Genomic DNA, 21,127 nt, shown 5'->3' with positions numbered 1-21,127 from the left:
CGCGCCAGAGCTGCCAGGCTCAGTGCAGCACGTTATGCGGTGGACGTTCGGCCAACAGACGAGCTTCGTCTGGCCCAATGACCACCGCGCCCCGGTGCACCCTGGCACTCAACCCATCGAGTCCAGCGATCTGACGCACCTGCGCTAGTACTGCTCCGTAGCGAGCGAACTCCAGGCCTGTGGACAAGTCATCGGGAATCGGCTCGGGCCAGGATCGTCCGGCCTGCTGGGATTCAGCACGCCGCTGCGCCAATCGACTCGCCGGCCACCCTTGCTCCGCCAGCCACTTCACGAGGTCAATGGCCTGCCATCCTGGCTTGTCAGGGGCGATAAGTCGCTGTCCAGTCAGGACTGCGGCCACCGCCTCCCAACACTGCTGATCCGGTGTCACTTCTTCACACCGGGAATTTCGCCAGTGAGCACGGTCCCGTCCGGAACCGCCTGGGGCTTCTCAGTGATCAGCGAAGCGTCCCCCTCAACGACAACTCCCGAACCAAAGGCCCAGTCTCCCCTGACCTTCAGCGAGGTAGCACGGCGCAGCGAAGGCGGCTCAGGGATACGGTCGTCGAAATCACCGATCTTTTTGTAAAAGTCCTTGTCAAGATCGACTGCACACGTCCGGTCGGTGGTCTTGACGAGGTGAGCGGAATCGTCGAGGTCATAGACATCAGACCGAAGCAGCAGCAGCTCGTTGGTCGTCTTGACCGGCAAGAATCGGGACCGATCGACGCAGATGCAGGTGGCGCCTTCGAAAACCTCGATAGCGCCCCCCATAGCGGACTCAATCTGGATGACGGGAGTCGACGAGGAATCCTTCGGATCGACCGTCTTCTCGTTGCGAATAATCTGCAAGCCCATCACGCCGTGTCGCTCGTCTAGCACCTTTTTAAGGGCCTGAAGGTCGAACCATAGATTGTTGGTGTGGAAGAAGGGGTGACGATGCTCGTCGGTGAAGTAATCCATCTCCTCCTCAGCCGTCTGCGCGGTATCGCGCAGAATAAGCTGGTTGTCAGACTTACGAATGGCCAGATGGCCGCCCTTCTTGTCGTTAATGGTGCGACGACACAGCTCAGCAGCGTAAGGAGCACCCGACGCCGTAAACCAGCCTGCGAGACGACCGTCCGGAACGGCACCAAGATTGTCACCGTTGGATACCGAGGCGTACTGGTATCCAGCCTCGAGTAGATGGTCGAGGATGCCGGATCCGAGCAGGGCGGTGTAGAGGTCGCCGTGGCCCGGGGGACACCACTCGAGGGAGGAATCCTTCGGCCACTCAACCGGGGCGAGGGTCTCAGCGTCGAGCTTAGGTTCCTGATCCTGTAGGAAGTCGAGCTCTAGGCCATCGACAGCCAAGTCCGGATATTTCTCGAGGGCCTTAAGAGTGTCCTCGCGGGTATTGAAGGAATTCATGAACATCAGCGGCAGTCGCGCGCCGAAAGCTTTGCGGGCCGAGAGCACCTGGGTGGCAATGATGTCGAGGAAGGACTTGCCGTCTCGCACCTCGAGCAGTGACTTAGCTCGGTCAAGACCCATCGAGGTTCCGAGCCCGCCGTTGAGCTTGATGATGACGGTCTTGTCGAGGGCCTCAGCAGCCTGCTCCTCGCTGACCTCAACGTCGTCGAGTAGTGGCGGATCGGTGAGCGGGGAAATCGTGTCCTCGCGGATGAGCCCGGTATCACCGGTCTCGAGCTGGTGGTAATAGGAGGTGAAGACCTCGATGGCGACGGGATCGACACCTGCCTCGGTCATCTTCTGGCGTGCGGCCGCAAGTCCTTCTTCGCTCATCCTGGCTCCCCTGCGTGTTAACAAACGCCGTCAGTCTATCGAGAAGAATCCACCGCCAAAGCAGCGCGCCACTCCGTCGTGAGCCAAGTTGGCGGCAGGCACGACAAGATCATCGACAACCCAGTTTCATGACAATATGGGGTTCGGTTGGTCCAGGCAGCCCTGTCGGACTAGTCTAGTAAGGCCCTGTGTGGGCAGGGCCCCGTAGCTCAGGGGATAGAGCAGTGGTTTCCTAAACCATGTGTCGTAGGTTCGAATCCTATCGGGGCCGCAATACAAATTGCTTTTGACAGGGAGAGGCGCTCTCCATCCGCAGTCGTCGTAGCACATCGATAAATCTTCGTACCCCGGTTGCGTCGTGGCGGTTCCAGCTTAAGGTGAACCGAGGTTTATCGGACCGATCTCAGGCGTAGCGCCCCTTCATCTCGACCTCAATCTCCTCCAACGAGCGCCCCTTGGTTTCCGGCATGATCTTGACGAGAACCAACGCGATAACAAGGTTTACCAGACCATAGGTCAGGTAGGTTCCTGCGCCACCGAACCCTGCCAGCATGGCCGGGAAAGTCCAGGTGATCGTCGCATTAGCCAGCCACCCGCAAAACACCGCAGCGCCGTTCATCGCCCCGCGCATCCGGGTCGGGAACATCTCACCAAGCATGGTCCACACCACTGTGCCATTGGTGGACTGCACGATAAGCATGAAGATGCTCATCAGCACGAGCACGAGAATGGGTGACCACTTCGGTATCCCTTTACCCACATGAGGAGCAATCGCCAACCCGAAAGTAGCCGCAATACCAAGGAGGCACGCACCGACCGCGGTGACATCGAAGATGAGCAGGTGACGACGGTCAAACCGTTCGATAAGCCACAAGCCTGCGGCGGCACCAATAACGGACATGACGCCATTGGCCACCTGAGCGATAATCGACGCCTGGGTGCTCATCCCTGCGAACTCCAGAACCTTGGGAGCGTAATACATGACGGTATTGACGCCGGTAGTCTGGTTAACGACCGCAAGGAAAATCCCAACCAGCAGAAGGCGACGCGTCCAGCGTGACTCCATGACGACCGCCCACTGCTGACGATGGCTGAGTCTGCCGCCCTCACCGTTGAGAGCAACCATCTCAGTGACCTCGTCGACGATCGGCTCATCAACCCCTTCGACGCGCACCTGTTTGAGGCATGCGATGGCCTCCCGCAGCTGGCCATGGCTCACATGCCAGCGAGCCGACTCGGGCATCTTCCGCATACCGATCCACAGCGCGATGGCGGGCAGGGTGCATACCACGAGCATCCAGCGCCATGCTCCACCGGATCCTGCGGATATCGACAGCTGAGCTAAGAAGGCGCGAAAGGCCTCGTCGGTCATCGCTCCCCCATGGGAGGTCGTCATGGTCTGCAGGGTGTCCCAGGAATAGGTCCCCGGAGACAGCCGCCCCGTCGGATCCGCAGTTACCGTCAAGCTGGGTCCCCCTTGAGCCGCCGAGATAGCGGCATTAACAGAGAAAGCCAGCAACTGGCCAAAGACGATCATGAACTGGTCGAGTGCCACAATCCGACCACGCACCCGCTTGGGCGAGGTCTCTGACAGGTAGACGGGCACTGTCGCTGAAGCCGCTCCCACGGCGAATCCGAGCACCACCCGGAAGGGATACATCACCCAGATGCTGGGAGCTACGGCAGTTCCTAAGGCTCCCACGACAAAGAGAACAGCCAGGGTCAGGAGGTTATGGCGTCGACCCCAGCGATCGCTCATCATGCCGCCTATGAGGCCGCCGAAAGCAGCACCAAGGGTTAGGGTGCCACCGATGGCACCTTCATGCCCCACCGTCAGGGCCAGACCGCCGGCATCATAGGGCAAATACATAAACGGCAGGGCACCAGAAATCACCCCAGTGTCGTAGCCGAATAACAGCGAACCCAGGGTAGCGACTGCGGCAACCGCACCTATGCGATGCTTCGGGCCGGCCGGCTGCGTCGTCTCGACGAGCTCGGCCACCTCCATTCTCGATGTCACGGACAGCTCCTAGGAACGGCATGGTTGGCCGGCGAACCTATGCGCTCGGCACCACGACCCGCTCCATCGTCTCTCAACGAGGTATGACGGAAGACGGGCCGACAGCAGGACGCTACCATCCCGCCGCCGGCCCTGAGCCTCGCGTTTCAGCTGAGCATGAAAAAACCGGTGTCAGCCCTGGTTTTGGGCCGCAGCCTGCTTCTTGAGATCCTCGACGTCGATCCCCTTGACCTTCTCAATAAGCTCATCGAGCTGACGGCCTTGCAGCAAGCCAGACTGGCGGAAGACAAGGTATCCGGCACGGAAAGCCATGATCGTTGGTATGGAGGTGATCTCCAGACCGGCAGACAGCTCCTGCTGGTCCTCAGTATCGACCTTGGCGAAGGTCACGTCAGAGTGGCGCCCACTAGCGTCCTCATAGATCGGTGAAAACCGCTGGCACGGCCCACACCAGGAGGCCCAGAAGTCGATGAGGACGACATCATTGGAATCGATGGTCGAGGAGAAATTGTCCTTAGTCAATGCGACGGTAGCCACGTTGTACCTCCCGGTAGTTGCTTGGGTTCAGTCGACCGCAACGCCGTGGCGCCTCGGCCCATATGTCGTCCAACAGCATCAGGCGCCCGGCTATTCCCGATGCACCAATACGCGATCCGCGTCAAGCTGCCTTCAATTCGGCAATCGCGGTGTCTCCCAGATCCCGAAGCAAACGGCCAGCTCGAATCGGCCGCGCTGCAATGACCGACACCACCCGGGACAGGCCAGGCAGTGCCTCGTCAGGCGCGTCAACGCCATACCCTGGGGCCGATGGGTCGAGCATCGGGTTGGAACCGTCAGCCCACTGCTCATTGAGTTTGTTCCACGTCGTCACCCAAGCATTGCCGATCTCGCTGCCCGACGGCACCCCGAAAAAGTGTCCTACCGGAGCGTGGTGACGCAGGGCGACCAGGCCGGACTCTTGATAAATCCGAGCCAGACGCACCCGAGCGTCAAGGGCTCTGCGCTCCTCCCAAGTTCCAGCTAAGACCCACTGGCACGGGTCAGGACAGGTGATACCAACATCGGGACGCTCACCGGCATCGATAGTGGCATGATTCATCGCGCACACTCCGAGGGCCTCCCCCAGCCGGGAGTGGAACTTATCGAGGTACGAGGTATAACCTTCCTCGTCTCCCTGGGCAGCATGCAGGCTGCGTCGGGCTGTGGCATTCATAGCGGAGGTGTGAGCACAGCCTTGACCATCATCACCCCACTTCTCGCCTACCTTGTCAGGCAGGGTGAGCGGATCCCCGCCATCACCTAAGACCGACTGCCAGGCCAACTGCACCAAGTACTCGCCCAAGATGTGGCAGGTCACAACCACCTGCTGAGGCTCCTCCCGATGCATCCGGATGTCGAGGATCTCGAGCATGAGCTCATACAGAGGGAAAAGACTCCCAAGTGCTCCCCTCGCTACGGCCCGTGGGTGGTGCGGAAAACCAGAGTCAACAAGGCGCGATCTCAGGTCAGCGGGCAAAGCGTCACCGATTTCCTGAAAGTCCTCGGCGTCCAGAGCCAAGACCCGGCGAGCTGCCGCCGTCACGGCCGCAGCCTGCACCAGGTGAGGATTATCAGACTCAGCTGCGTGCGCCATCCTCAACATGGAATCGGCGGTGTCATACCAGCCCGATTCACAGAGGGTGGCAATCTGGTCCGGGGCCAGCAACTGACTGGGCCCCAGGATTTGAGGCACACTCATCGCGACAAGGTCACCGCAGCTCAAGAATTTTGGACGACGAACAGACCCGAGAGGATCTCCGGATCGATGACCACAGAACCGTCGGGGCCCGTCAAACGGATACCGTCGGCGTCATCATCGACCTCAACGCTCTTACCCGGTAACAGGCCAGCAGCGTAGACGTCCGCAAGATTGCCCTCGGTAGCTTGGAAGAACTCCGACAATCGGATGACGGTCACGCTAACCGGGCAGCCAGCCTCGGCAATGACCTCGTCTAGGGGCTGGGAATCGTCACGAAAGCGGGCGGAACCATCCGGACGACACGCTGTTTGCTCCGGCGGCAGTGGACAGCCGTACGGGGAAACATCAGGATCGTCGAGGAGCCCGGTAAGACGTTTCTCAACCTCACCGGAGATGACGTGCTCCCACCGGCAAGCCTCATCATGCACCAGATCGGGACGAAGACCAATAACCTGAGTAAGCAGACACTCGGCCAGACGATGCTTACGCATAACGGTCTGGGCCACGTCGTGGCCTTCCTGGGTCAGCGAGATGGAGCGATCAGGCTGGACGACCACGAGGCCGTCACGCTCCATACGAGCCACCGTCTGGGAGACGGTCGGACCGGACTGGTGCAGTCGCTCAACAATACGGGCCCGACGCAGCTCGACACCCTCCTCGAGTAACTCGTAGAAAGTCCGCAGATACATCTCTGTCGTGTCGACGAGCTCACTGCTCACGGTCCACCTCTTCCCCGCCCTCACAGCCGAGGGGCGACGCTAGCCGCCTGCCTATTAGACAAGCTAACTATCAACAAATTTTCGGGCGCCACTGCTCACGCCCGAGCGACCCTCTTCACAAGAAGTTTAGTGCTCAATCACCCGTAGTGGCCCTCAGACGGCCTCACCACGGTGAATAACGCGTACCAGGTGACCCTTCGCGTCAGTGAGACACAGGTCAGCCCAGTGGCCCTCCTCGATGACGCCAACCTCGTCCAAACCGTGGAGTTTGGCCGGTGTTGTGGCCGCCATCACGGCAACCTGCCCCAACGGGATACCCACGACGGAAGTGACGAACTCGACCGCTCGCCCCATCGTGAGAGTCGATCCGGCTATCGCTCCCAGCGAACCGTCAGCGGCCAGCAAACGGGCTCTTCCATCCACAACTTTCACTGGCAGCTGGCCCAGGATGTAGTCGCCGTCGGGCTGACCGGTCGCGCTCATGGCATCGGTCACCAGGGCAATACGCTTCGGGCCGGCAGTCGACACCGCCATCCGAATGACGTCTGGGGCCAGATGCACCCCATCGCAAATGAGCTCGCAAACCACGCGCGGATCAGTGAGCATCGGCGGCACCGGACCGGGCCTTCGGTGATGGATGGATGGCATCGCATTGAACAGATGGGTGATGACGTCTGCTCCAGCGTCGACTGCGGCGCTAGCCGTGGTGTTGTCACATTCGGTATGACCGATAGCAGCGTGTACTCCCGCGTTACTGAAGGTAGCCACCGCCTCCAAGCCGTGCGTGCGTTCTGGCGCAATAGTCACCATCTTGAGAGCCGAACTGCCAGCCGCGATGAGACGATCCACGGACACCGGATCTGGGTCACACAGCAGCTCAACGGCATGGGCCCCCTTCCGCGACTCAGCGAGGAACGGCCCCTCCAAGTGGATGCCGGCGATCTCGTCAAGGTCGACGAGCTGGCGAAGCCGCCCAATCTGCGTGACGACATCGTCAAGTGCTGCAGTCACCGTCGATGCGAACAGAGTTGTCGATCCCTGGCTGCGATGGTAGCGGACGGCTCGTAGAGCGACCTCACGGTCAGGATCGGTGAAGTCAGCACCAGCCCCACCGTGACAATGAGTGTCGACATATCCGGGCAAGACCCACTCGTCAACGAGTTCGGCCTTCGGATCAATGCCCTCGCTGACGTGGCTAATGCGTCCAGCTTCGACGGTGATAGTCGCTGGTGAATCACTGCCATCACGATCGACGACGTGCTGAGAAGCAATGCGGGTGATCATCAATGCCTCCTAACCGAGTTTCCTTCATCCTGCCACACGATCACAGCGTGAACACCGCCGCTATGCCCGCCATGATCTGCAAGGATCGGATCATGGCTCAGTCGAGGATTCCCCGTGACCTTTTGCCTTCCGACCCTCGATTCGGCTGCGGCCCGTCTCGGATCCGGCGGGAAGTGCTGGCCAGTCTGTCCGAACCGGGATCAGTGATGGGCATCTCCCATCGCCAACCACCGGTCCGTCATGTGGTTGCGGCGATCCGTGAAGAATTGACCGAACTGTATAATCTGCCAGCCGGCTATGAGGTGGCACTCGGCAACGGTGGCGCCACTCTTTTCTGGGATATGGCGACCGCCTCCCTCGTGGAAAAACGAGCTGCCACCGGCGTCTATGGCGAATTCACGCGAAAATTCTCCTCGGCTCTGCAGCGTGCCCCTTTCCTTGCTGACCCCGCCGTATTCCGAGCCGAACCCGGCGAGCTTGCCCTGCCAAAGGCCGTCAGCGGCGTCGACACCTACGCATGGGCTCATAACGAGACCTCCACCGGCGTCGTCGCCCCAGTTCGGCGACCTGATGACATTGACGACGACTCCCTCACTCTCGTTGACGCCACCTCGGCCGCCGGCGGCGTCGCGGCGGATATGTCAACCGTTGACGCCTACTACTTTTCCCCACAGAAGAACCTGTCCTCGGATGGTGGATTGTGGCTTGCGTTCCTGTCACCCGCCGCGATCGAACGCTCGAACAGAGTGACCTCATCGGCCCGCTGGGTGCCCCAGATGCTCGATATGAGTCTGGCCGTGACGAACTCGCGAGCAGATCAGACGCTTAACACTCCAGCCTTGGCCACCCTCGTCATGCTCGAGGCGCAATGCCGTTGGCTACTTGATCAAGGCGGTATGGCGTGGGCTGCATTACGCACCGCGTCAACGTCAGGAATTCTCTACCGCTGGGCCGAGGACAACCCTCTGACGACCCCGTTCGTCACTGATCCGGTGCTGCGCAGCCCGGTTGTTGTGACGATCGATATCGACAAGTCCGTCGACGCCGTACAGCTATGCAGCCGTGCCCGAGACAACGGCATCCTCGATATCGAGCCTTACCGCAAATTAGGGCGCAATCAGATCCGAGTCGCAACTTTCAGCTCGATTGAGCCGAGCGACGTCGAAGCTCTGACGGCATGCCTGGACTGGTTATTAGACAACCGCGACTAACGGTGCCGCCAAGTGGTGTCCCGGGAACGCCCGTGGAAGAAGGTAACGACGCCGGCACACAACGCCACTATGACCGCCCCCATGACCGCGATAAAAGTTCCTGATCGCGCCTTGGATGTCGGCTTGCCGCTGGCCTGGGTGGCTCCCGCCGTGGCTTTCGGAGAAGGTGACCGAGTCGGCGTGATCGAGGTCAAGGTTGTCGGGAATTTGATCCCCCGCACCTTGTTGCCTGAGGTCGCAATCTCCAGACCTTTTTGAGTGGTGTCTGTCGTGATGGCCTGCCCCCCGGAAAAGGCCGCATTGGCAAGCGTCTTCCAGGAGTAAGCGTCAACGATGCGCACCTCATGGTCGGTGAGTATGGCCAATCGTGACCCGTCTGGTAGGAATGTGGCATCTTTTACCCCGGCGGGCGCATCCGCTACCTTTTCTAGCGGGTTCGACTCCGTGCGACTCACCTGGGGGCCGCCCCGGTAAATCGCAGGGTGCGGGCCGTCGGTGATGATGTAAAAATTCCCTTTGGGGCTGACGGACAACGCTTTGGCGTCGTGAGCACCGTCCGGATAAGTGAACATCCACTCGTAATAGGTGGAATGCTTAGCTGCCGTTGAGGTGGGCGACATTACCCGAATGCCATGACGTTGAGCTTTTTTGTCGCCAATGTCAGCAACGTACAACACCCCATGAGCCCACGACAACGCCTCGACGTCGTGGAAGGCTGGCTCCCATGTCACCCGGTGAGCCTCTTTGCCTGACTTATCGACAGCAAGCAGAGAGCGAACCGTCGACGAGGAACCGTCGGTGATCCAGTACCAGTCATTATTAAGGTCGGCAGCCATACCGACGGGTTTGCCGAGCTTTCTATTCGTGTTGACGGTGAAGCCGGCAGCTGCAGCAGGGCCGACCGATAGCCCCCAAGCGCATCCGAGTGCTAGCAACGCAGTCGCACTTCGGCAAGCGCGACGTCGGGTCCGAAATCGTTGGCTCACATTGACACATCCTGCCATGCGAGGCCGACCTATTACAGCAGGGAGCCCAGCACAACGAGAAGTACGAGGACGATGAGAACCCCGCTAATGATGTGCTGCCGGGAGCGTGGATTCATGGACGACACCTTATGTCAGCCCGCTGTCTTATACCCTGTCGCTATGGGTGGGTTAAGACTCAACGCCATCGCGATCGACGAAGTTCGCGACATATTCGAGGCCGACGAGGGTCTCGCCAAGAAACTGCGTAAGTGGACCGAGGCTCGTTTCAGCGTGCCCGTTCACCATCATCGCCGGTCGAGGTGGCGCAGCCCGTTCCACCCGCTCTACAAGCCCAATGTTGAAGGTCCAATGCTGCCAACCGGATGGCCGACCCCTAACGATGTCGAAGACCTCGTTAGGGGACGCTATATCGAATCCGATCGGTTGGCACGGTGCTGGCGGCTTGTCAATGAATGGCTTACCCATCTATCGTGGGGGTGGACCGAAATCCCCATGACGGTGGCACGCTCCGAGGAGCTGGATTGTGATCTGGCAGCCGCCGGATTACCAAGCACCTACTCGTTGAAACAACTCATGGGTGAGGACCCACAGCTTCCACTACGCCCAGCACCCGGCATGAAAATCGGTTACGCCGGCACCGGGCAAACACTGGCCACCTGGGTTGAGCTGTCGAAGATCATCGGCACAGTGCCGACGGCACGGCGAGGTGAGGCTGACGCCGTATTGAAGTTCCTCAACTCATATCCGGGCTGGAGCCACCTCGCCGTCGACCTGGGCCGCCCGACACCAGACCTCTTAGTAGTCTGGCAGCCGGACACCGTCAAAGACATCCACCTCACTGGTCTCAGAGCTGGCCAAACAGCTTCATGAGGAGAGACTGGCTGAAGTACACCACGAAGAGGAGGCCAACGACCCACAGTAGCGGATGCACGTTGCGAGCCTTGCCCGCGATGGCCTTAGTGATGCAGAACATGATGAGGCCAGCTCCGATACCCGTAGTGATCGAGTAGGAGAACGGCATCAACACCATGCCCAGAAAGGCCGGCAAGCCTTCCTCGACGTGTTTCCAGTCAATGTGCGTAACCTGAGTCATCATGAGGAATCCAACGAAAACGAGCACCGGCGCGGCTGCCTCAGACGGAATGATCGAGACAATCGGCGACAGGAACATCGCCAGCAGGAATCCCAGTCCGGTTACGATGGAGGCGATCCCGGTACGGGCTCCTTCTCCCACACCGGCCGCCGACTCAACGTAACCCGTTGCCGACGACGCCGAGCCAAGGCCGCCGGCTACTGCGGCCAACGCGTCAACGACGAGGATTCCCCTGAGGTGCTCAGGATTGCCGGTCTCATCAAGAATCCCGGCCTCGTCTCCGATTGCTACAACCGTCCCAATGGTGTCGAAGAAGTCGGCGAGCATGAGGGAGAAGACCACCAGCAAGGTGCCCAAAAAGACACCAATACGGAAGTGCCCGTCGGCAAGGAACCCACCAAAGAGATCGACATGACCGAGCAGGCCCAGGTCGGGCCAGCGGAAATCCGTAGCTCCAGGCAGACGGGGCACATTGAGGGTCCAGCCAGTGGGGTTCTTGTCACTTTGCGCGCCAATCTTTCCCACGGCCTCAATGACTACACCCAGCAGCGACGTGCCAATGATCGCGATAAGCATGGATCCCCTGACGTGACGCTGATGCAACACCACCAGCAGCAGGAAGCCGAACAGGCACAGCAAGATTGGCCACCCCTCCAAGTTGCCGCCTACTCCGAGGGTGACAGGGGTACCCACCCCGCGGCGTATCACGCCGGAATCCACAAATCCCACAAAAGCGATGAACAGACCAATTCCGACGCTGATCGCTGACCGCAAGGAATTCGGGACGGCCCGGAAAATCATTTCCCGGACACCAGTGAGGACGAACACCAGGACGAGGATGCCCTCCCAGACAACCAAGCCCATAGCCTGAGACCACGTCATCGTCGGGGCCACGACGTAGGCAAGCAGGGAGTTAATGCCCAGGCCTGTTGCGATACCCATCGGGAATCGTCCCCAGATGCCCATGGCAATCGTCATGACGGCTGCTACGAGAGCAGTCACCGCCATTACCATGACTTTGTTGTCGTCAATACCAGCGGTATTGAGGCTGGTGCCGGCGGCGTCGAGGAATTTCGGAGCTCCATTGAGAAGCTTGCCATTCTTATCCGCCGCAGTACCGATGATGAGCGGATTGAGGGCCAGGATGTAGGCCATCGTGAAGAAGGTGACGATGCCGCCGCGAACCTCGCGTGACCTCGTCGAGCCACGCTCTGTCAAATGGAACCAATTATCGAATCTTGCTGATGCGGTGTTGCTAGGCACGGAGGCATTCTAGAGATGACGCGTCACAGCAGTGTTGCAGGGCTTACGATGGAATCGTGTCCAACCATCACCTGTTTACCCAGGCGGACGTCGCCCCAGTTGACGAAAACGGGGTGACGGTCGGCATCGTGGGGACTATCGCCTTCGCCGTAGCATCCCTCATCTGCTGGATCATGCTCGACCGTCTCACCGAGACTGGTTACCGTGACTGGCTATGGATCTGCCTGACGGGTACCGGCCTGGGTGTTGTCGGCACCGCATATTGCTGGCGACGTTCCCATCGTTGAGCTCGCTCATAGGCCGGGACTCCTACAAGCGAGACGACCTCAGTCGAACAACGACTCGTCAAGCGAGATGGTGTCGAAAACCGGCTCTGGGAGCTCAATCCCCCGACGCTTCTCGACGACGTCGGAGTGGCCTCCACAACCGTGGTCGACGTGGACCACCGCACCGTCGGAGGGAGAGTACTCATTCGAGCACACCCCAAAAATTCGCCCCAGGGAATGCTGTAGCCGCACGAAGTATCCGCAAGTCACGCAATTGGCTGGCGCATGACGGCTCGTCGCGTTATCCGGGCCGCCCTCACCGGCAAGCCAGCGCTCGGTAGTGGAGTCACGACCCTCCCGCGATAGCAGTCGCTCACGCCCCAGCCCCAGCTCAGCGGCAACAGCGCGAGTGGCAGCCCATTCAGCTGGGTCCTCGTCTGCGGCCAGTTCACCGCCGGTGTAACCAGGTTCCAAACGCGGGTCGTTGTCGGCAGTCGGCATGAGGGTGCCAGCGGCGATGTCACCAGCACGCACCCGATCACGCCACGGCAGCCATGCAGGGGCCAGTAGAGAATCCTCACCGGGGATGAGGACGACCTCATTGACAGTAACGTTACGGCCACGTAGAGCACGCGACATGGTCACGGCCCAACGCCATCCTCGATACCCAGGATGCGGGCACTCGAAGAGGTGGGTAAGGACTCGTTCATCCTCGGCGATGGTTCCGACGTGCTCGCCCACACCAAAGTCACCAGCGCGATACTCGGCAGCTTCCCGGGCCTGATCAACAGCCTTTGCAATGGTCGCATCGGTCTTGATAGCTCGGGTCGCAGTACGCGGCTTCGACGTCACCTGTGTCATCACAGCTCCAACTCGTCAGCAACGGCACGAAGCATCTTGGCCACCGCACCGGCAGTGCGAGGATCGGGGTGACGTCCGTGCCGGTAACCATTGCCCATCTTGTCGAGCATCTTGATGAGGTCCTCGCAAATCACCGCCATCTCCTGCGGCTTCTTGCGGCTGGCTTTAGACAGCGAGACAGGGGCCTCGACGATCTGCAGGGACAGGGCCTGCTCTCCTCGACGTCCCTCAACAACCCCGAAGTCAACCTTCTGACCGGGTTTCAGGGCATTCACCCCTGCGGGTAGGGCGGAAGCGTTGACGTACACGTCGCCGCCGCCGTCCTTCGTCAGGAAACCGAACCCCTTGGTGGCGTCGTAAAAACGCACCTTTCCGGTTGGCATCTCTGGCTCACTCCTTCTGGTCATGACGGCCGGTAGACCACCATACAAGGCTACAAGCCTTGACGGCGGTCCACCACTCACAATTGTTTCGAGATTCGATAGCCTAGGACGCCTAGCAAGCCAGGGACGTCACTGGATCTCACATCGCTCCGGAGAGGTCACCTCGCTGAGAGTCGGTCCATCGAAAATACTCAGCCATGGTGAGCTTCGAGGCTGCGGCCTCGTCCGCGATCACCAGAACGTGCGGGTGCAACTGCAGCACCGACGCGGGGCACATCGCCGAAACAGGCCCCTCGACAGCCCCTGCCAGCGCGTCAGCCTTGTTGACTCCGAGAGCCAACAACACGACATTGCGGGCATCCATAATGGTGCCGAGCCCCTGGGTGACGCAATGACTCGGGACCTGTTCCCCCTTCTCAAAGAAGCGAGCATTGTCGGCCTTGGTGCGCTCCGCGAGGGTCTTGACGCGAGTGCGCGAAGACAGCGAACTGGTGGGCTCATTGAACCCAATATGGCCATTTGCCCCGATGCCGAGGATCTGAACGTCGACCCCCCCAGCATCCTGGATAGCCGTCTCATAGGCGGCACAGGCAGCATCGAGATCGTCAGCCATGCCGTCGGGAGTATGAACGTTGGCCGAGTCGAATCCCAGCTGTTCGGTGACGGTGTGGCGGATAGTGGCTGCATAAGAACGCTCATCGTCTGCGGGAAGCCCGACATATTCGTCAAGAGCGAAGGCGCGTAGCTCCGTGAAGTCAGCCTCACCCTCCGCTGCGAGTACAGCTAAGGAAGAGTAGGTCGTCAGCGGAGTCGATCCAGTCGCCACACCCAACACCGGAGTCTCGGCCCGACCCAAAACTTTTGCAATTCGGTCGGCGGCGATCCGCCCGACGGCCTGCTCATCAGAGCAGATGATGACCTCCATGTCGAACCCTCCTTGACGCGATCACAGCATGCGTCACGTCCTAATCTGAGACGTGCCTGCAGTGAGACTAAAGCCATGTGAGCGTTCCTGAGCGATCACACTCAACACCTATGAGCGTTGGTCCGAGTCAAGTGAGCGTGCCGCTTGGTCGGCCTCACCCCCTACCATGGAGTTATGGCACGCAGCACCACCACACCCGTCGACGTCGTCGGTTCCCGGCCTGCTCCGCGCGCCTTCCAGGCACCTCGGGTCGATCCGTTGGAGGTCCCGACCCAGCCCCTCAATCCTGCCGCGGGTAAGCCCATTAGCGCCCCACGTCACTATCAGGGGGGCGATCACCGCCCGCTCAGCGAGCTGACCCCTCGGCGACGCAGCAGCCGTCAGCCCACCGATCCGTTTTCCACCCAGGCTGGGTTGACAGGGCCGCGTATTGGGCACCGCGATCCGCATGAACCGATCTGCACCAGTCGGCTCGCTAGCGGCTATTCCGCGTGGTCGGCACCGACCGAAGCGCCGGTATCGACGACACCGCCGCCCCGCATCAAGCCGGCTCGCATGCTTACCCGTCTCGATCCGCGTACTCCTACCAAGGCTGGCAGCCGATCCCTCCTCGACCTGTGCCGGGGGTTGGGATGGCCGTGGATCGTCATCCTCGCCCTGGGGTCTGCTTGGTCCCCGTTATCTATTCCAGCCCTCTTCGTCACATGGTGGCTGGCATGGCGTCACCCCTTTGCATCTGGACGCCTCACCAAAGCTCTTACCGCAGTGACAGCAGCCGTCATTATTGGCGGGGCTATCGAGTCACCGGTACGCACCGTCTTGGCACAGTTCGCATGGATGTCTCGTGTGGGTTGCGTAATCATGCTTGGTCTGGGGTTCATGCTTATTGATCGTCAACTCACACCCAAAGACCCGAGGTCCTGCCAATGAGTGCGACCGAGGAGCCGACGACCCTTGCCTCCACCATCCGAAATCTCGACGCGCAGAGTCTGTCTCGGCTGTTAACCCTGCGTCCCGATTTAGCCAATCCCATCCCGAAAGATTTGGCTGAGGTGTCTTCACGTGCGGGCACCCACGCATCCATCAATGCTGCGATCTCCAGCCTCGATCGCTGGCGATTGAGTCTTTTGACGGCGCTAGCTGCCCAAGGGGACCTCAGCCTCACCGAGCTAGCTGAGGCCTTGTGCCACGGGTGGCCCACTAAACCTGAAGCTATCCAGGCCGACATTGCCGACGGCATCTCTGACTTGCTCGACATGGTCCTAGTTCTGGAAGATTCCGGACGGCTGCACGTCATCCAGATCGTCACCACTCATCTGTCCGGATATCCCGCCGGACTCGCCCCCGTATCCGTCATGCCCATGGAGCCCGACAAGGTCACCGAAAGGTTGGCGGAGGCCGGCCCCAAGGCTCGCCCGGTGCTGGAACGTCTGATGTGGTCCCCCACTGGGCACGTCCCCAACGCTCGGCGCACAGTTACTCCTGCCACGGCCACCACCCCCGTCGAGACTGCTTTGGCCCATCAACTATTGCGTCCCCTTGACGACGACACCGTTATTTTGCCCCGGGAAGTGTCCCTGGCGCTGCGCGGGAACCGCCTCTTCGCCAAGCAGCCCAGCCCTACCCCACCGCCGTGGCCTGAACCACGTCAGACCAATTTGGTGAACCGTGCCGGTCTCGGAACAGCCCTCGAAGCTGTCAGCGCGATGTCTGCCCTATTGGAGGCAGTAGAGCGTCACAATTGCGCTGTACTGGCCAACGGTGGCCTCGCCAAGCGCGATGCCCGCATCGTACTGTCTCGGGTGGCGTCTGGGGACGATGGATGGGTCTATCTCGCTCTGGCTGTCGCAGGCGGTCTCATCGGGGCTGACGGACGCAGCTGGCTTCCCACCCCCCTCGCCGACCGATGGCGCGCTGACTCGCTGTGGGGACAATGGGTGAGCCTCAGAAACGCGTGGCGGCATATTTCGCAGCTGCCCGGTCACCTCGACAACACTCTCGACGCCTCTGCACCTGCAACTGCTCGGGCATGGCGTCGACTGGTGCATCGAGAGCTACGCAGCGCCGAACCGGGCACCCCGATCGAGACCGAGGTCGTCGCGAATCGAATCCGGTGGCGTCAGCCGGGCACCACCGTCGATGACTCTCTCGTCGAGGCGGTCCTCGACGAGTGCCGAGTGCTCGGAATGGTCGCACTGGACGCGCGTACCGACCTGGTCGATGCACACACCTGTGCCGACATGCCAGAACGCACCGAAGAGGTGATTTTGCAGTCTGACCTGACCGCAGTCGCTCCCGGCCCGCTAACCCCCGACACCGCTGCCGACCTCGCCCTGCTTGCCGATCGCGAGTCCACCGGGATCGCCGGGGTCAGACGGTTCAACCGCTCCAGCCTGCGTCGTGCCCTCGATGCTGGGTGGACCGGTGAGCGAGTGCGCCAGTGGTGGGCCGAGCACTCGCTGGGGGATGTTCCGCAAAGCCTTCTAGTGCTCCTCGATGACGTCGTGCGTGACCACGGTCGAGTGTCAGTAGCGGCTGCCGGGGCCCTCCTGGAGGTCGACGATCCAGCTGCCGTCGAGGCAATTCTACGTAGCCCACTGACCACCGATGTTGGACTGCGCCGCATCGGACCCCAGGTGTTGGTTGCTCAGGCCGAACCCGACCAGGTGCTGGCCGGCCTGCGCCAGTTGGGAATGTCCCCGGTAGCCCGCGACGCCTACGGCGACGTGTTCTCTGCACCCCCTCCCCCACGAGCCAAGGTAGATCTACCGGCATCGTCGGCTCCTCAGACCGACCCCGAAGAGCTGGCTGCCTCGCTGTTGGACAATAAGGGACGCGGATTCTCTGATCGACGGCAACTCATCGCCCAGCTTCACCAAGCCCAACAGGATGGCACCTGGATGCACATCGAACGGGTTGTTGATGACGGCACCTCAGTGCGTCAGACGGTACGGATCATGGCCGTGGCTGCCGGTGCGGTGCGCTGCGTCATTCGGGGCGGCGGCGGGGTAGTCATCGTGCCGATCTCGCGAATCACTTCCTGCCAGACGAGTTAGCCATCGGTGCGTGGTACGTGCCCCAATCGCTCAATCGGCTCCACGTTAAGCGCGGTCTTCACGCCACGGGAATCAAGGTACCGTACCGCGCAACACCGAACCTCGCGGGGAACAAACATGCGCTGCGGGACGATACTTGAGGTGATGACTTCTGTACCCGGCCCACTCATTGTCCAGTCCGACCACACTCTTCTGCTGGAGGTAGACCACCCCCAGGCAGACGAGTGCCGTCACGCCATAGCCCCATTCGCGGAACTGGAACGCGCCCCCGAGCACATCCACACCTACCGGCTCACCCCGCTGGGACTGTGGAACGCCATGGCCGCCGGACACGACGCGGAGCAGGTCGTCGACATCCTCATGAGATACTCGCGCTACCCGGTAGCCTCCGGGCTGCTCATCGACGTCACCGAGACGATGTCGCGCTATGGCCGGCTACGCATCGAGAAGCATCCCACTCATGGGCTGGTGTTGGTGTCGACTGACCGAGCCGTGCTCACCGAGGTGTTGCGCTCCAAGTCAGTGCGCGGTCTCGTCGGTGACCAGATCGATGATGAGGCGGCTGTGGTCCATCCCTCGCAGCGCGGCACCCTCAAACAGGCGCTACTCAAGCTGGGATGGCCGGCTGAAGACCTCGCCGGCTACGTCGACGGAGAGCACCACGACATCGACCTCGACGAGGACGGTTGGAGCCTGCGCCCCTACCAGAAGGTAGCGGCACAGTCCTTCTGGGACGGCGGCTCCGGAGTCGTCGTACTGCCATGCGGTGCTGGCAAGACAATTGTCGGGGCCACCGCCATGAGCCTCGCCCACTGCACGACCTTGATCCTCGTCACCAACACCGTCTCGGCTCGGCAGTGGAAGGAGGAACTCGTTCGTCGAACCTCCCTCACCCCCGACGAAATCGGCGAGTATTCCGGGTCACGCAAACAAGTACGCCCGGTAACAATCGCCACGTATCAGGTCATCACCACCAAGCGACACGGAACGCACCCACATCTAGAACTGTTCGAAGCCCGCGACTGGGGTCTCGTTATTTATGACGAGGTACACCTGCTGCCTGCCCCGGTCTTCCGAATGACGGCCGACCTGCAGGCACGTCGTCGTCTCGGCTTGACGGCCACCCTGGTGCGTGAGGACGGCCACGAGGACGACGTTTTCACCCTCATTGGCCCGAAACGCTACGACGCTCCGTGGAAGGAGATTGAGGCCCAGGGATGGATCGCGCCTGCTGATTGCGTCGAGGTGCGAGTGAGCTTGTCTGAGTCTGACCGGATGGCCTGCGCGATGGCCGAACCTGACGTCCGCTACCGGATGGCCGCGACCCTTCCGATTAAGAACAGGGTCGTGGAAGAGTTGGTCGAGCGTCATCGCGGCCAGCCCACCCTCATTATCGGCCAATATGTCGACCAGTTGGAGGAGCTGGCCGCCGAATTGCAGTGTCCGATTATCACTGGTTCAACGACACCCACTCGACGTCAGGAGATCTACCAGGATTTCCGAGAGGGACGGATCGACCTGCTCGTAGTCTCTAAGGTCGCCAATTTCTCCATTGACCTACCAAGCGCAGAAGTCGCCATCCAGGTCTCAGGAGCCTTCGGATCGCGTCAAGAAGAAGCCCAACGTTTGGGCCGCCTACTGCGCCCCAAGGACGGCCTGGTAGCCCGTTTTTATGCAGTTGTTTCCCGCGATACCGTTGACGCCGATTTTGCTAGCCATCGTCAGCGATTCCTGGCCGAGCAAGGGTACTCGTACCGCATCATTGATGCAGACGATCTGGACGCATTGGACCGAACGGCGTGAGAATGGATACGAACGCATCGGGTCCACGAACAGGAGGGCACGCATGTCTGCGAAGGCGCTAATCACCAGACGCACGGCGCTCAGGGGCCTGCTCGTCGCTACCGGAGCTGCCATCGGTGTACCAGTAGTGCGAGCCGCCAATCGACCGGAGAAAGCGGCACCACGCAAACCTGCCCCGACCAAGCTGGCCAGCCCTGCGGATCCCGGGCCATACGTGCCATTTCCCTACCAGGATGAGCTGAAGAAATACCTCGATACCCGTGACGGAGAACAGTCCGTGGCTATGCGGGTACACGGGCAGCGTGAAATCCACGTTCTCAACCACGGCGCCACCACCTACATCACCGCCTCCATCATCAAGCTAGCGATTATGGAAACCGTGATGATCCAGGCTGCCGGCGAGAAGCGTCAGCTCACGGAGGATGAAAAAGATCTTTTAGTCCCCATGATTGAGAATTCCAGTAACGACGCCGCTACCGCTCTGTGGACCAAGGCCGGCAGGGCTGACGGAGTCCGCAATGCCATGCGTCGTATGGGAGCCACCCACACCACCTTCGATCCCGAACAGCGTTGGGGCCTGACGTCGACGACCGCCGCCGATCAGGTCATACTCGCCGACCACATTTTTTGCCACAATGACGTCATTCCCGAGCCCATGCGCGCATACGCCCGCGAGCTCATGTCTAGCGTTGCAGAAGACCAGGATTGGGGCATGACAGCGGGCATGAAATCCGCTTTCGTCAAGAACGGGTGGCTACCACGCGACGATGGTTGGCACGTGAATTCCGTGGCCTCCACCGGGACCACGGGATACACCGCCGTCGGCCTAACCCATTCCGCCACAGCGTCTATGGACGATCTCGTGGAAACCATCGAGGGAATGGCGCGAATCATTGCCCGCCATCAGCCGCGTAGCGTTACAGCTCAGCCGTCACAGGCCTCGACCCCAGCCCCTTACGCCACCGGAGACGATCATGGGCACATTCCCTTCCGGGCGCCGGGCACACGGGATATGTGGATCCAGGCGTTTTGACGCGAGCCCCGGGTCACCCCGCCAAGCGATCGAGGAGATCTCGCCAGGACCGCACCAGGCCAGGATCCACCCACGCTTTCCATGTCCCTTGAGGACGAGCGGGGCTGCCAATGTGGAAGGCCCGGATGCCAGCCCGGTACAGCCACGGGACATGTTCAGCGCGCAACCCGCCGCCAGCCATGATGAGATCGGCTACTTGGGGATCCGCTTCGGCTCGGGCAACAAGATCATCAAGGCCGTGCCCAACCCCTCGTGGTGATCCAGCGGTTAGCACCTGGTCGAGCCCGGGAAAACCGAGTAATTGCATCCATGCTTTGTCTGGTTCCAGGCTGTTATCAATAGCTCGATGGAAGGTCCAACGAGGCCAGCCCTGCGACAACTCCATGACGGTGTCGACGTCGACCCCGGTAGCTTCGTCGAGAAATCCCAGCGCCGGACCGTCAGCTCCCAGATCGCGGTAAGTACGAACCAGGTGCAACATTTCTTCACGATGCCGCGGATCAGCCCGAAACCCACCGTCCAGGCGCAGCATGGGACGCACCGGGATGTCGACGGCGCTGAGGGTGCGTGCCAACAGCTCCGGGCTGGGCGCCAAACCGCCGTCATCCATCGTGCCGACCAACTCAATGCGGTCGGCACCTCCCTCCGCTGCCCGCTTGGCGTCGTGTTCGTGTAGACAGATGACCTCGAGCAATGCCATA

The 21,127-nt window shown here is 60.9% G+C and carries 20 protein-coding genes, 1 tRNA gene and 1 pseudogene; 8 read left to right on the top strand and 14 right to left on the bottom strand.

What is annotated here, in order from left to right:
• Window positions 1–19 precede the first annotated feature (19 nt).
• Both A5483_RS02580 and A5483_RS02575 read right to left on the bottom strand, forming a co-directional pair.
• Window positions 20–391 (bottom strand): hypothetical protein, encoded by a 372-nt coding sequence (locus A5483_RS02580; protein WP_042842954.1) that lies wholly within the window; start codon window positions 389–391, stop codon window positions 20–22.
• Complete coding sequence (locus A5483_RS02575) at window positions 388–1,785, bottom strand: UTP--glucose-1-phosphate uridylyltransferase (protein WP_002549540.1); 1,398 nt, start codon at window positions 1,783–1,785, stop codon at window positions 388–390. The genes A5483_RS02580 and A5483_RS02575 overlap by 4 nt, the downstream gene beginning before the upstream one ends.
• Before the next feature lie 198 nt (window positions 1,786–1,983).
• On the opposite strand from A5483_RS02575, the gene A5483_RS02570 reads away from it, so the two are divergent.
• Window positions 1,984–2,056, top strand: a tRNA-Arg gene (locus tag A5483_RS02570).
• A gap of 132 nt (window positions 2,057–2,188) precedes the next feature.
• On the opposite strand, the gene A5483_RS02565 is transcribed toward A5483_RS02570, so the two are convergent.
• The 5 genes from A5483_RS02565 to A5483_RS02545 all read right to left on the bottom strand — a co-directional run bounded on the left by A5483_RS02565 (window position 2,189) and on the right by A5483_RS02545 (window position 7,546).
• Window positions 2,189–3,805 (bottom strand): MFS transporter, encoded by a 1,617-nt coding sequence (locus A5483_RS02565; protein ID WP_063810898.1) that lies wholly within the window; start codon window positions 3,803–3,805, stop codon window positions 2,189–2,191.
• 171 nt (window positions 3,806–3,976) lie between these two features.
• Window positions 3,977–4,342 carry a thioredoxin gene (trxA, locus tag A5483_RS02560; RefSeq protein ID WP_002549502.1) on the bottom strand — a complete coding sequence of 122 codons (366 nt, stop codon included), beginning with the start codon at window positions 4,340–4,342 and terminating at the stop codon, window positions 3,977–3,979.
• A 121-nt stretch (window positions 4,343–4,463) separates the two neighbouring features.
• Window positions 4,464–5,543, bottom strand: a complete 1,080-nt coding sequence (locus A5483_RS02555) for a hypothetical protein (protein WP_063810897.1) — start codon at window positions 5,541–5,543, stop codon at window positions 4,464–4,466.
• 20 nt (window positions 5,544–5,563) lie between these two features.
• The gene (locus A5483_RS02550; RefSeq protein WP_052647604.1) at window positions 5,564–6,286 is read right to left on the bottom strand and encodes a metal-dependent transcriptional regulator; all 723 of its coding nucleotides are present in this window, start codon (window positions 6,284–6,286) and stop codon (window positions 5,564–5,566) included.
• Window positions 6,287–6,415: 129 nt separating this feature from the next.
• Window positions 6,416–7,546, bottom strand: coding sequence for an N-acetylglucosamine-6-phosphate deacetylase (locus A5483_RS02545; protein WP_063810896.1), 1,131 nt, complete (start codon window positions 7,544–7,546; stop codon window positions 6,416–6,418).
• A gap of 62 nt (window positions 7,547–7,608) precedes the next feature.
• On the opposite strand from A5483_RS02545, the gene serC reads away from it, so the two are divergent.
• On the top strand, window positions 7,609–8,757 hold the full coding sequence (gene serC / locus A5483_RS02540; RefSeq protein WP_169815245.1) for a phosphoserine transaminase: 1,149 nt from the start codon (window positions 7,609–7,611) through the stop codon (window positions 8,755–8,757).
• Here serC and A5483_RS02535 read toward each other — a convergent pair.
• Window positions 8,754–9,593 carry a hypothetical protein gene (locus A5483_RS02535; RefSeq protein WP_042843015.1) on the bottom strand — a complete coding sequence of 280 codons (840 nt, stop codon included), beginning with the start codon at window positions 9,591–9,593 and terminating at the stop codon, window positions 8,754–8,756. The two genes, serC and A5483_RS02535, sit on opposite strands and share 4 nt — an antisense overlap.
• Before the next feature lie 309 nt (window positions 9,594–9,902).
• On the opposite strand from A5483_RS02535, the gene A5483_RS02530 reads away from it, so the two are divergent.
• On the top strand, window positions 9,903–10,613 hold the full coding sequence (locus tag A5483_RS02530) for a hypothetical protein (protein WP_063810972.1): 711 nt from the start codon (window positions 9,903–9,905) through the stop codon (window positions 10,611–10,613).
• On the opposite strand, the gene A5483_RS02525 is transcribed toward A5483_RS02530, so the two are convergent.
• Entirely contained in the window at window positions 10,588–12,099 is a 1,512-nt protein-coding gene (locus tag A5483_RS02525; RefSeq protein ID WP_417033705.1) for an NCS2 family permease, read from the bottom strand. The genes A5483_RS02530 and A5483_RS02525 overlap by 26 nt on opposite strands.
• Window positions 12,100–12,114: 15 nt before the next feature.
• On the opposite strand from A5483_RS02525, the pseudogene A5483_RS02520 reads away from it, so the two are divergent.
• Window positions 12,115–12,386 (top strand): annotated as a pseudogene (locus A5483_RS02520) (DUF2530 domain-containing protein).
• Between the two features lie 39 nt (window positions 12,387–12,425).
• On the opposite strand, the gene A5483_RS02515 reads toward A5483_RS02520, so the two are convergent.
• The 4 genes from A5483_RS02515 to A5483_RS12330 form a co-directional block, all read right to left on the bottom strand.
• Window positions 12,426–13,226: a DUF3027 domain-containing protein gene (locus A5483_RS02515; RefSeq protein ID WP_063810893.1), complete on the bottom strand. Its 801-nt coding sequence runs from the start codon at window positions 13,224–13,226 to the stop codon at window positions 12,426–12,428.
• Window positions 13,226–13,609, bottom strand: coding sequence for a cold-shock protein (locus tag A5483_RS02510; RefSeq protein WP_002549557.1), 384 nt, complete (start codon window positions 13,607–13,609; stop codon window positions 13,226–13,228). Before A5483_RS02510 ends, A5483_RS02515 begins: the two co-directional genes overlap by 1 nt.
• A gap of 139 nt (window positions 13,610–13,748) precedes the next feature.
• Window positions 13,749–14,534: a glucosamine-6-phosphate deaminase gene (nagB, locus tag A5483_RS02505; protein ID WP_063810892.1), complete on the bottom strand. Its 786-nt coding sequence runs from the start codon at window positions 14,532–14,534 to the stop codon at window positions 13,749–13,751.
• Window positions 14,535–14,642: 108 nt separating this feature from the next.
• Entirely contained in the window at window positions 14,643–14,984 is a 342-nt protein-coding gene (locus A5483_RS12330) for a hypothetical protein (protein ID WP_082863970.1), read from the bottom strand.
• 105 nt (window positions 14,985–15,089) lie between these two features.
• Between A5483_RS12330 and A5483_RS02500 the strand changes: the two genes are divergently transcribed.
• The 4 genes from A5483_RS02500 to A5483_RS02485 all read left to right on the top strand — a co-directional run bounded on the left by A5483_RS02500 (window position 15,090) and on the right by A5483_RS02485 (window position 20,426).
• Window positions 15,090–15,464: a hypothetical protein gene (locus tag A5483_RS02500; RefSeq protein WP_063810971.1), complete on the top strand. Its 375-nt coding sequence runs from the start codon at window positions 15,090–15,092 to the stop codon at window positions 15,462–15,464.
• Window positions 15,461–17,590: a helicase-associated domain-containing protein gene (locus A5483_RS02495; protein ID WP_063810891.1), complete on the top strand. Its 2,130-nt coding sequence runs from the start codon at window positions 15,461–15,463 to the stop codon at window positions 17,588–17,590. The genes A5483_RS02500 and A5483_RS02495 overlap by 4 nt, the downstream gene beginning before the upstream one ends.
• Before the next feature lie 144 nt (window positions 17,591–17,734).
• Complete coding sequence (locus A5483_RS02490; RefSeq protein ID WP_063810890.1) at window positions 17,735–19,393, top strand: DNA repair helicase XPB; 1,659 nt, start codon at window positions 17,735–17,737, stop codon at window positions 19,391–19,393.
• Window positions 19,394–19,607: 214 nt separating this feature from the next.
• The gene (locus A5483_RS02485; protein ID WP_042843011.1) at window positions 19,608–20,426 is read left to right on the top strand and encodes a serine hydrolase; all 819 of its coding nucleotides are present in this window, start codon (window positions 19,608–19,610) and stop codon (window positions 20,424–20,426) included.
• A gap of 13 nt (window positions 20,427–20,439) precedes the next feature.
• Here A5483_RS02485 and A5483_RS02480 read toward each other — a convergent pair whose 3' ends face one another.
• On the bottom strand, window positions 20,440–21,126 hold the full coding sequence (locus A5483_RS02480) for a copper homeostasis protein CutC (protein WP_063810889.1): 687 nt from the start codon (window positions 21,124–21,126) through the stop codon (window positions 20,440–20,442).
• Window position 21,127: the final 1 nt, after the last annotated feature.

Source organism: Cutibacterium namnetense, assembly GCF_001642025.1.
Lineage (GTDB): Bacteria > Actinomycetota > Actinomycetes > Propionibacteriales > Propionibacteriaceae > Cutibacterium > Cutibacterium namnetense.
The sequence above is the reverse complement of the archived record's forward strand: the minus strand, read 5'-3'. Positions and strand labels throughout refer to the sequence as shown.

What these genes read in the sequence shown, in the direction of transcription:
- A5483_RS02575 (WP_002549540.1), bottom strand. Translation starts at nt 1,785, where the DNA reads ATGAGCGAAGAAGGACTTGCGGCCGCACGCCAGAAGATGACCGAGGCA.
- A5483_RS02555 (WP_063810897.1), bottom strand. Translation starts at nt 5,543, where the DNA reads ATGAGTGTGCCTCAAATCCTGGGGCCCAGTCAGTTGCTGGCCCCGGAC.
- A5483_RS02545 (WP_063810896.1), bottom strand. Translation starts at nt 7,546, where the DNA reads ATGATCACCCGCATTGCTTCTCAGCACGTCGTCGATCGTGATGGCAGT.
- serC (WP_169815245.1), top strand. Translation starts at nt 7,609, where the DNA reads ATGCCCGCCATGATCTGCAAGGATCGGATCATGGCTCAGTCGAGGATT.
- A5483_RS02535 (WP_042843015.1), bottom strand. Translation starts at nt 9,593, where the DNA reads ATGGCTGCCGACCTTAATAATGACTGGTACTGGATCACCGACGGTTCC.
- A5483_RS02530 (WP_063810972.1), top strand. Translation starts at nt 9,903, where the DNA reads ATGGGTGGGTTAAGACTCAACGCCATCGCGATCGACGAAGTTCGCGAC.
- A5483_RS02515 (WP_063810893.1), bottom strand. Translation starts at nt 13,226, where the DNA reads ATGACACAGGTGACGTCGAAGCCGCGTACTGCGACCCGAGCTATCAAG.
- A5483_RS02510 (WP_002549557.1), bottom strand. Translation starts at nt 13,609, where the DNA reads ATGCCAACCGGAAAGGTGCGTTTTTACGACGCCACCAAGGGGTTCGGT.
- nagB (WP_063810892.1), bottom strand. Translation starts at nt 14,534, where the DNA reads ATGGAGGTCATCATCTGCTCTGATGAGCAGGCCGTCGGGCGGATCGCC.
- A5483_RS12330 (WP_082863970.1), bottom strand. Translation starts at nt 14,984, where the DNA reads ATGCGGATCGCGGTGCCCAATACGCGGCCCTGTCAACCCAGCCTGGGT.
- A5483_RS02500 (WP_063810971.1), top strand. Translation starts at nt 15,090, where the DNA reads ATGCTTACCCGTCTCGATCCGCGTACTCCTACCAAGGCTGGCAGCCGA.
- A5483_RS02495 (WP_063810891.1), top strand. Translation starts at nt 15,461, where the DNA reads ATGAGTGCGACCGAGGAGCCGACGACCCTTGCCTCCACCATCCGAAAT.
- A5483_RS02490 (WP_063810890.1), top strand. Translation starts at nt 17,735, where the DNA reads ATGACTTCTGTACCCGGCCCACTCATTGTCCAGTCCGACCACACTCTT.
- A5483_RS02480 (WP_063810889.1), bottom strand. Translation starts at nt 21,126, where the DNA reads ATGGCATTGCTCGAGGTCATCTGTCTACACGAACACGACGCCAAGCGG.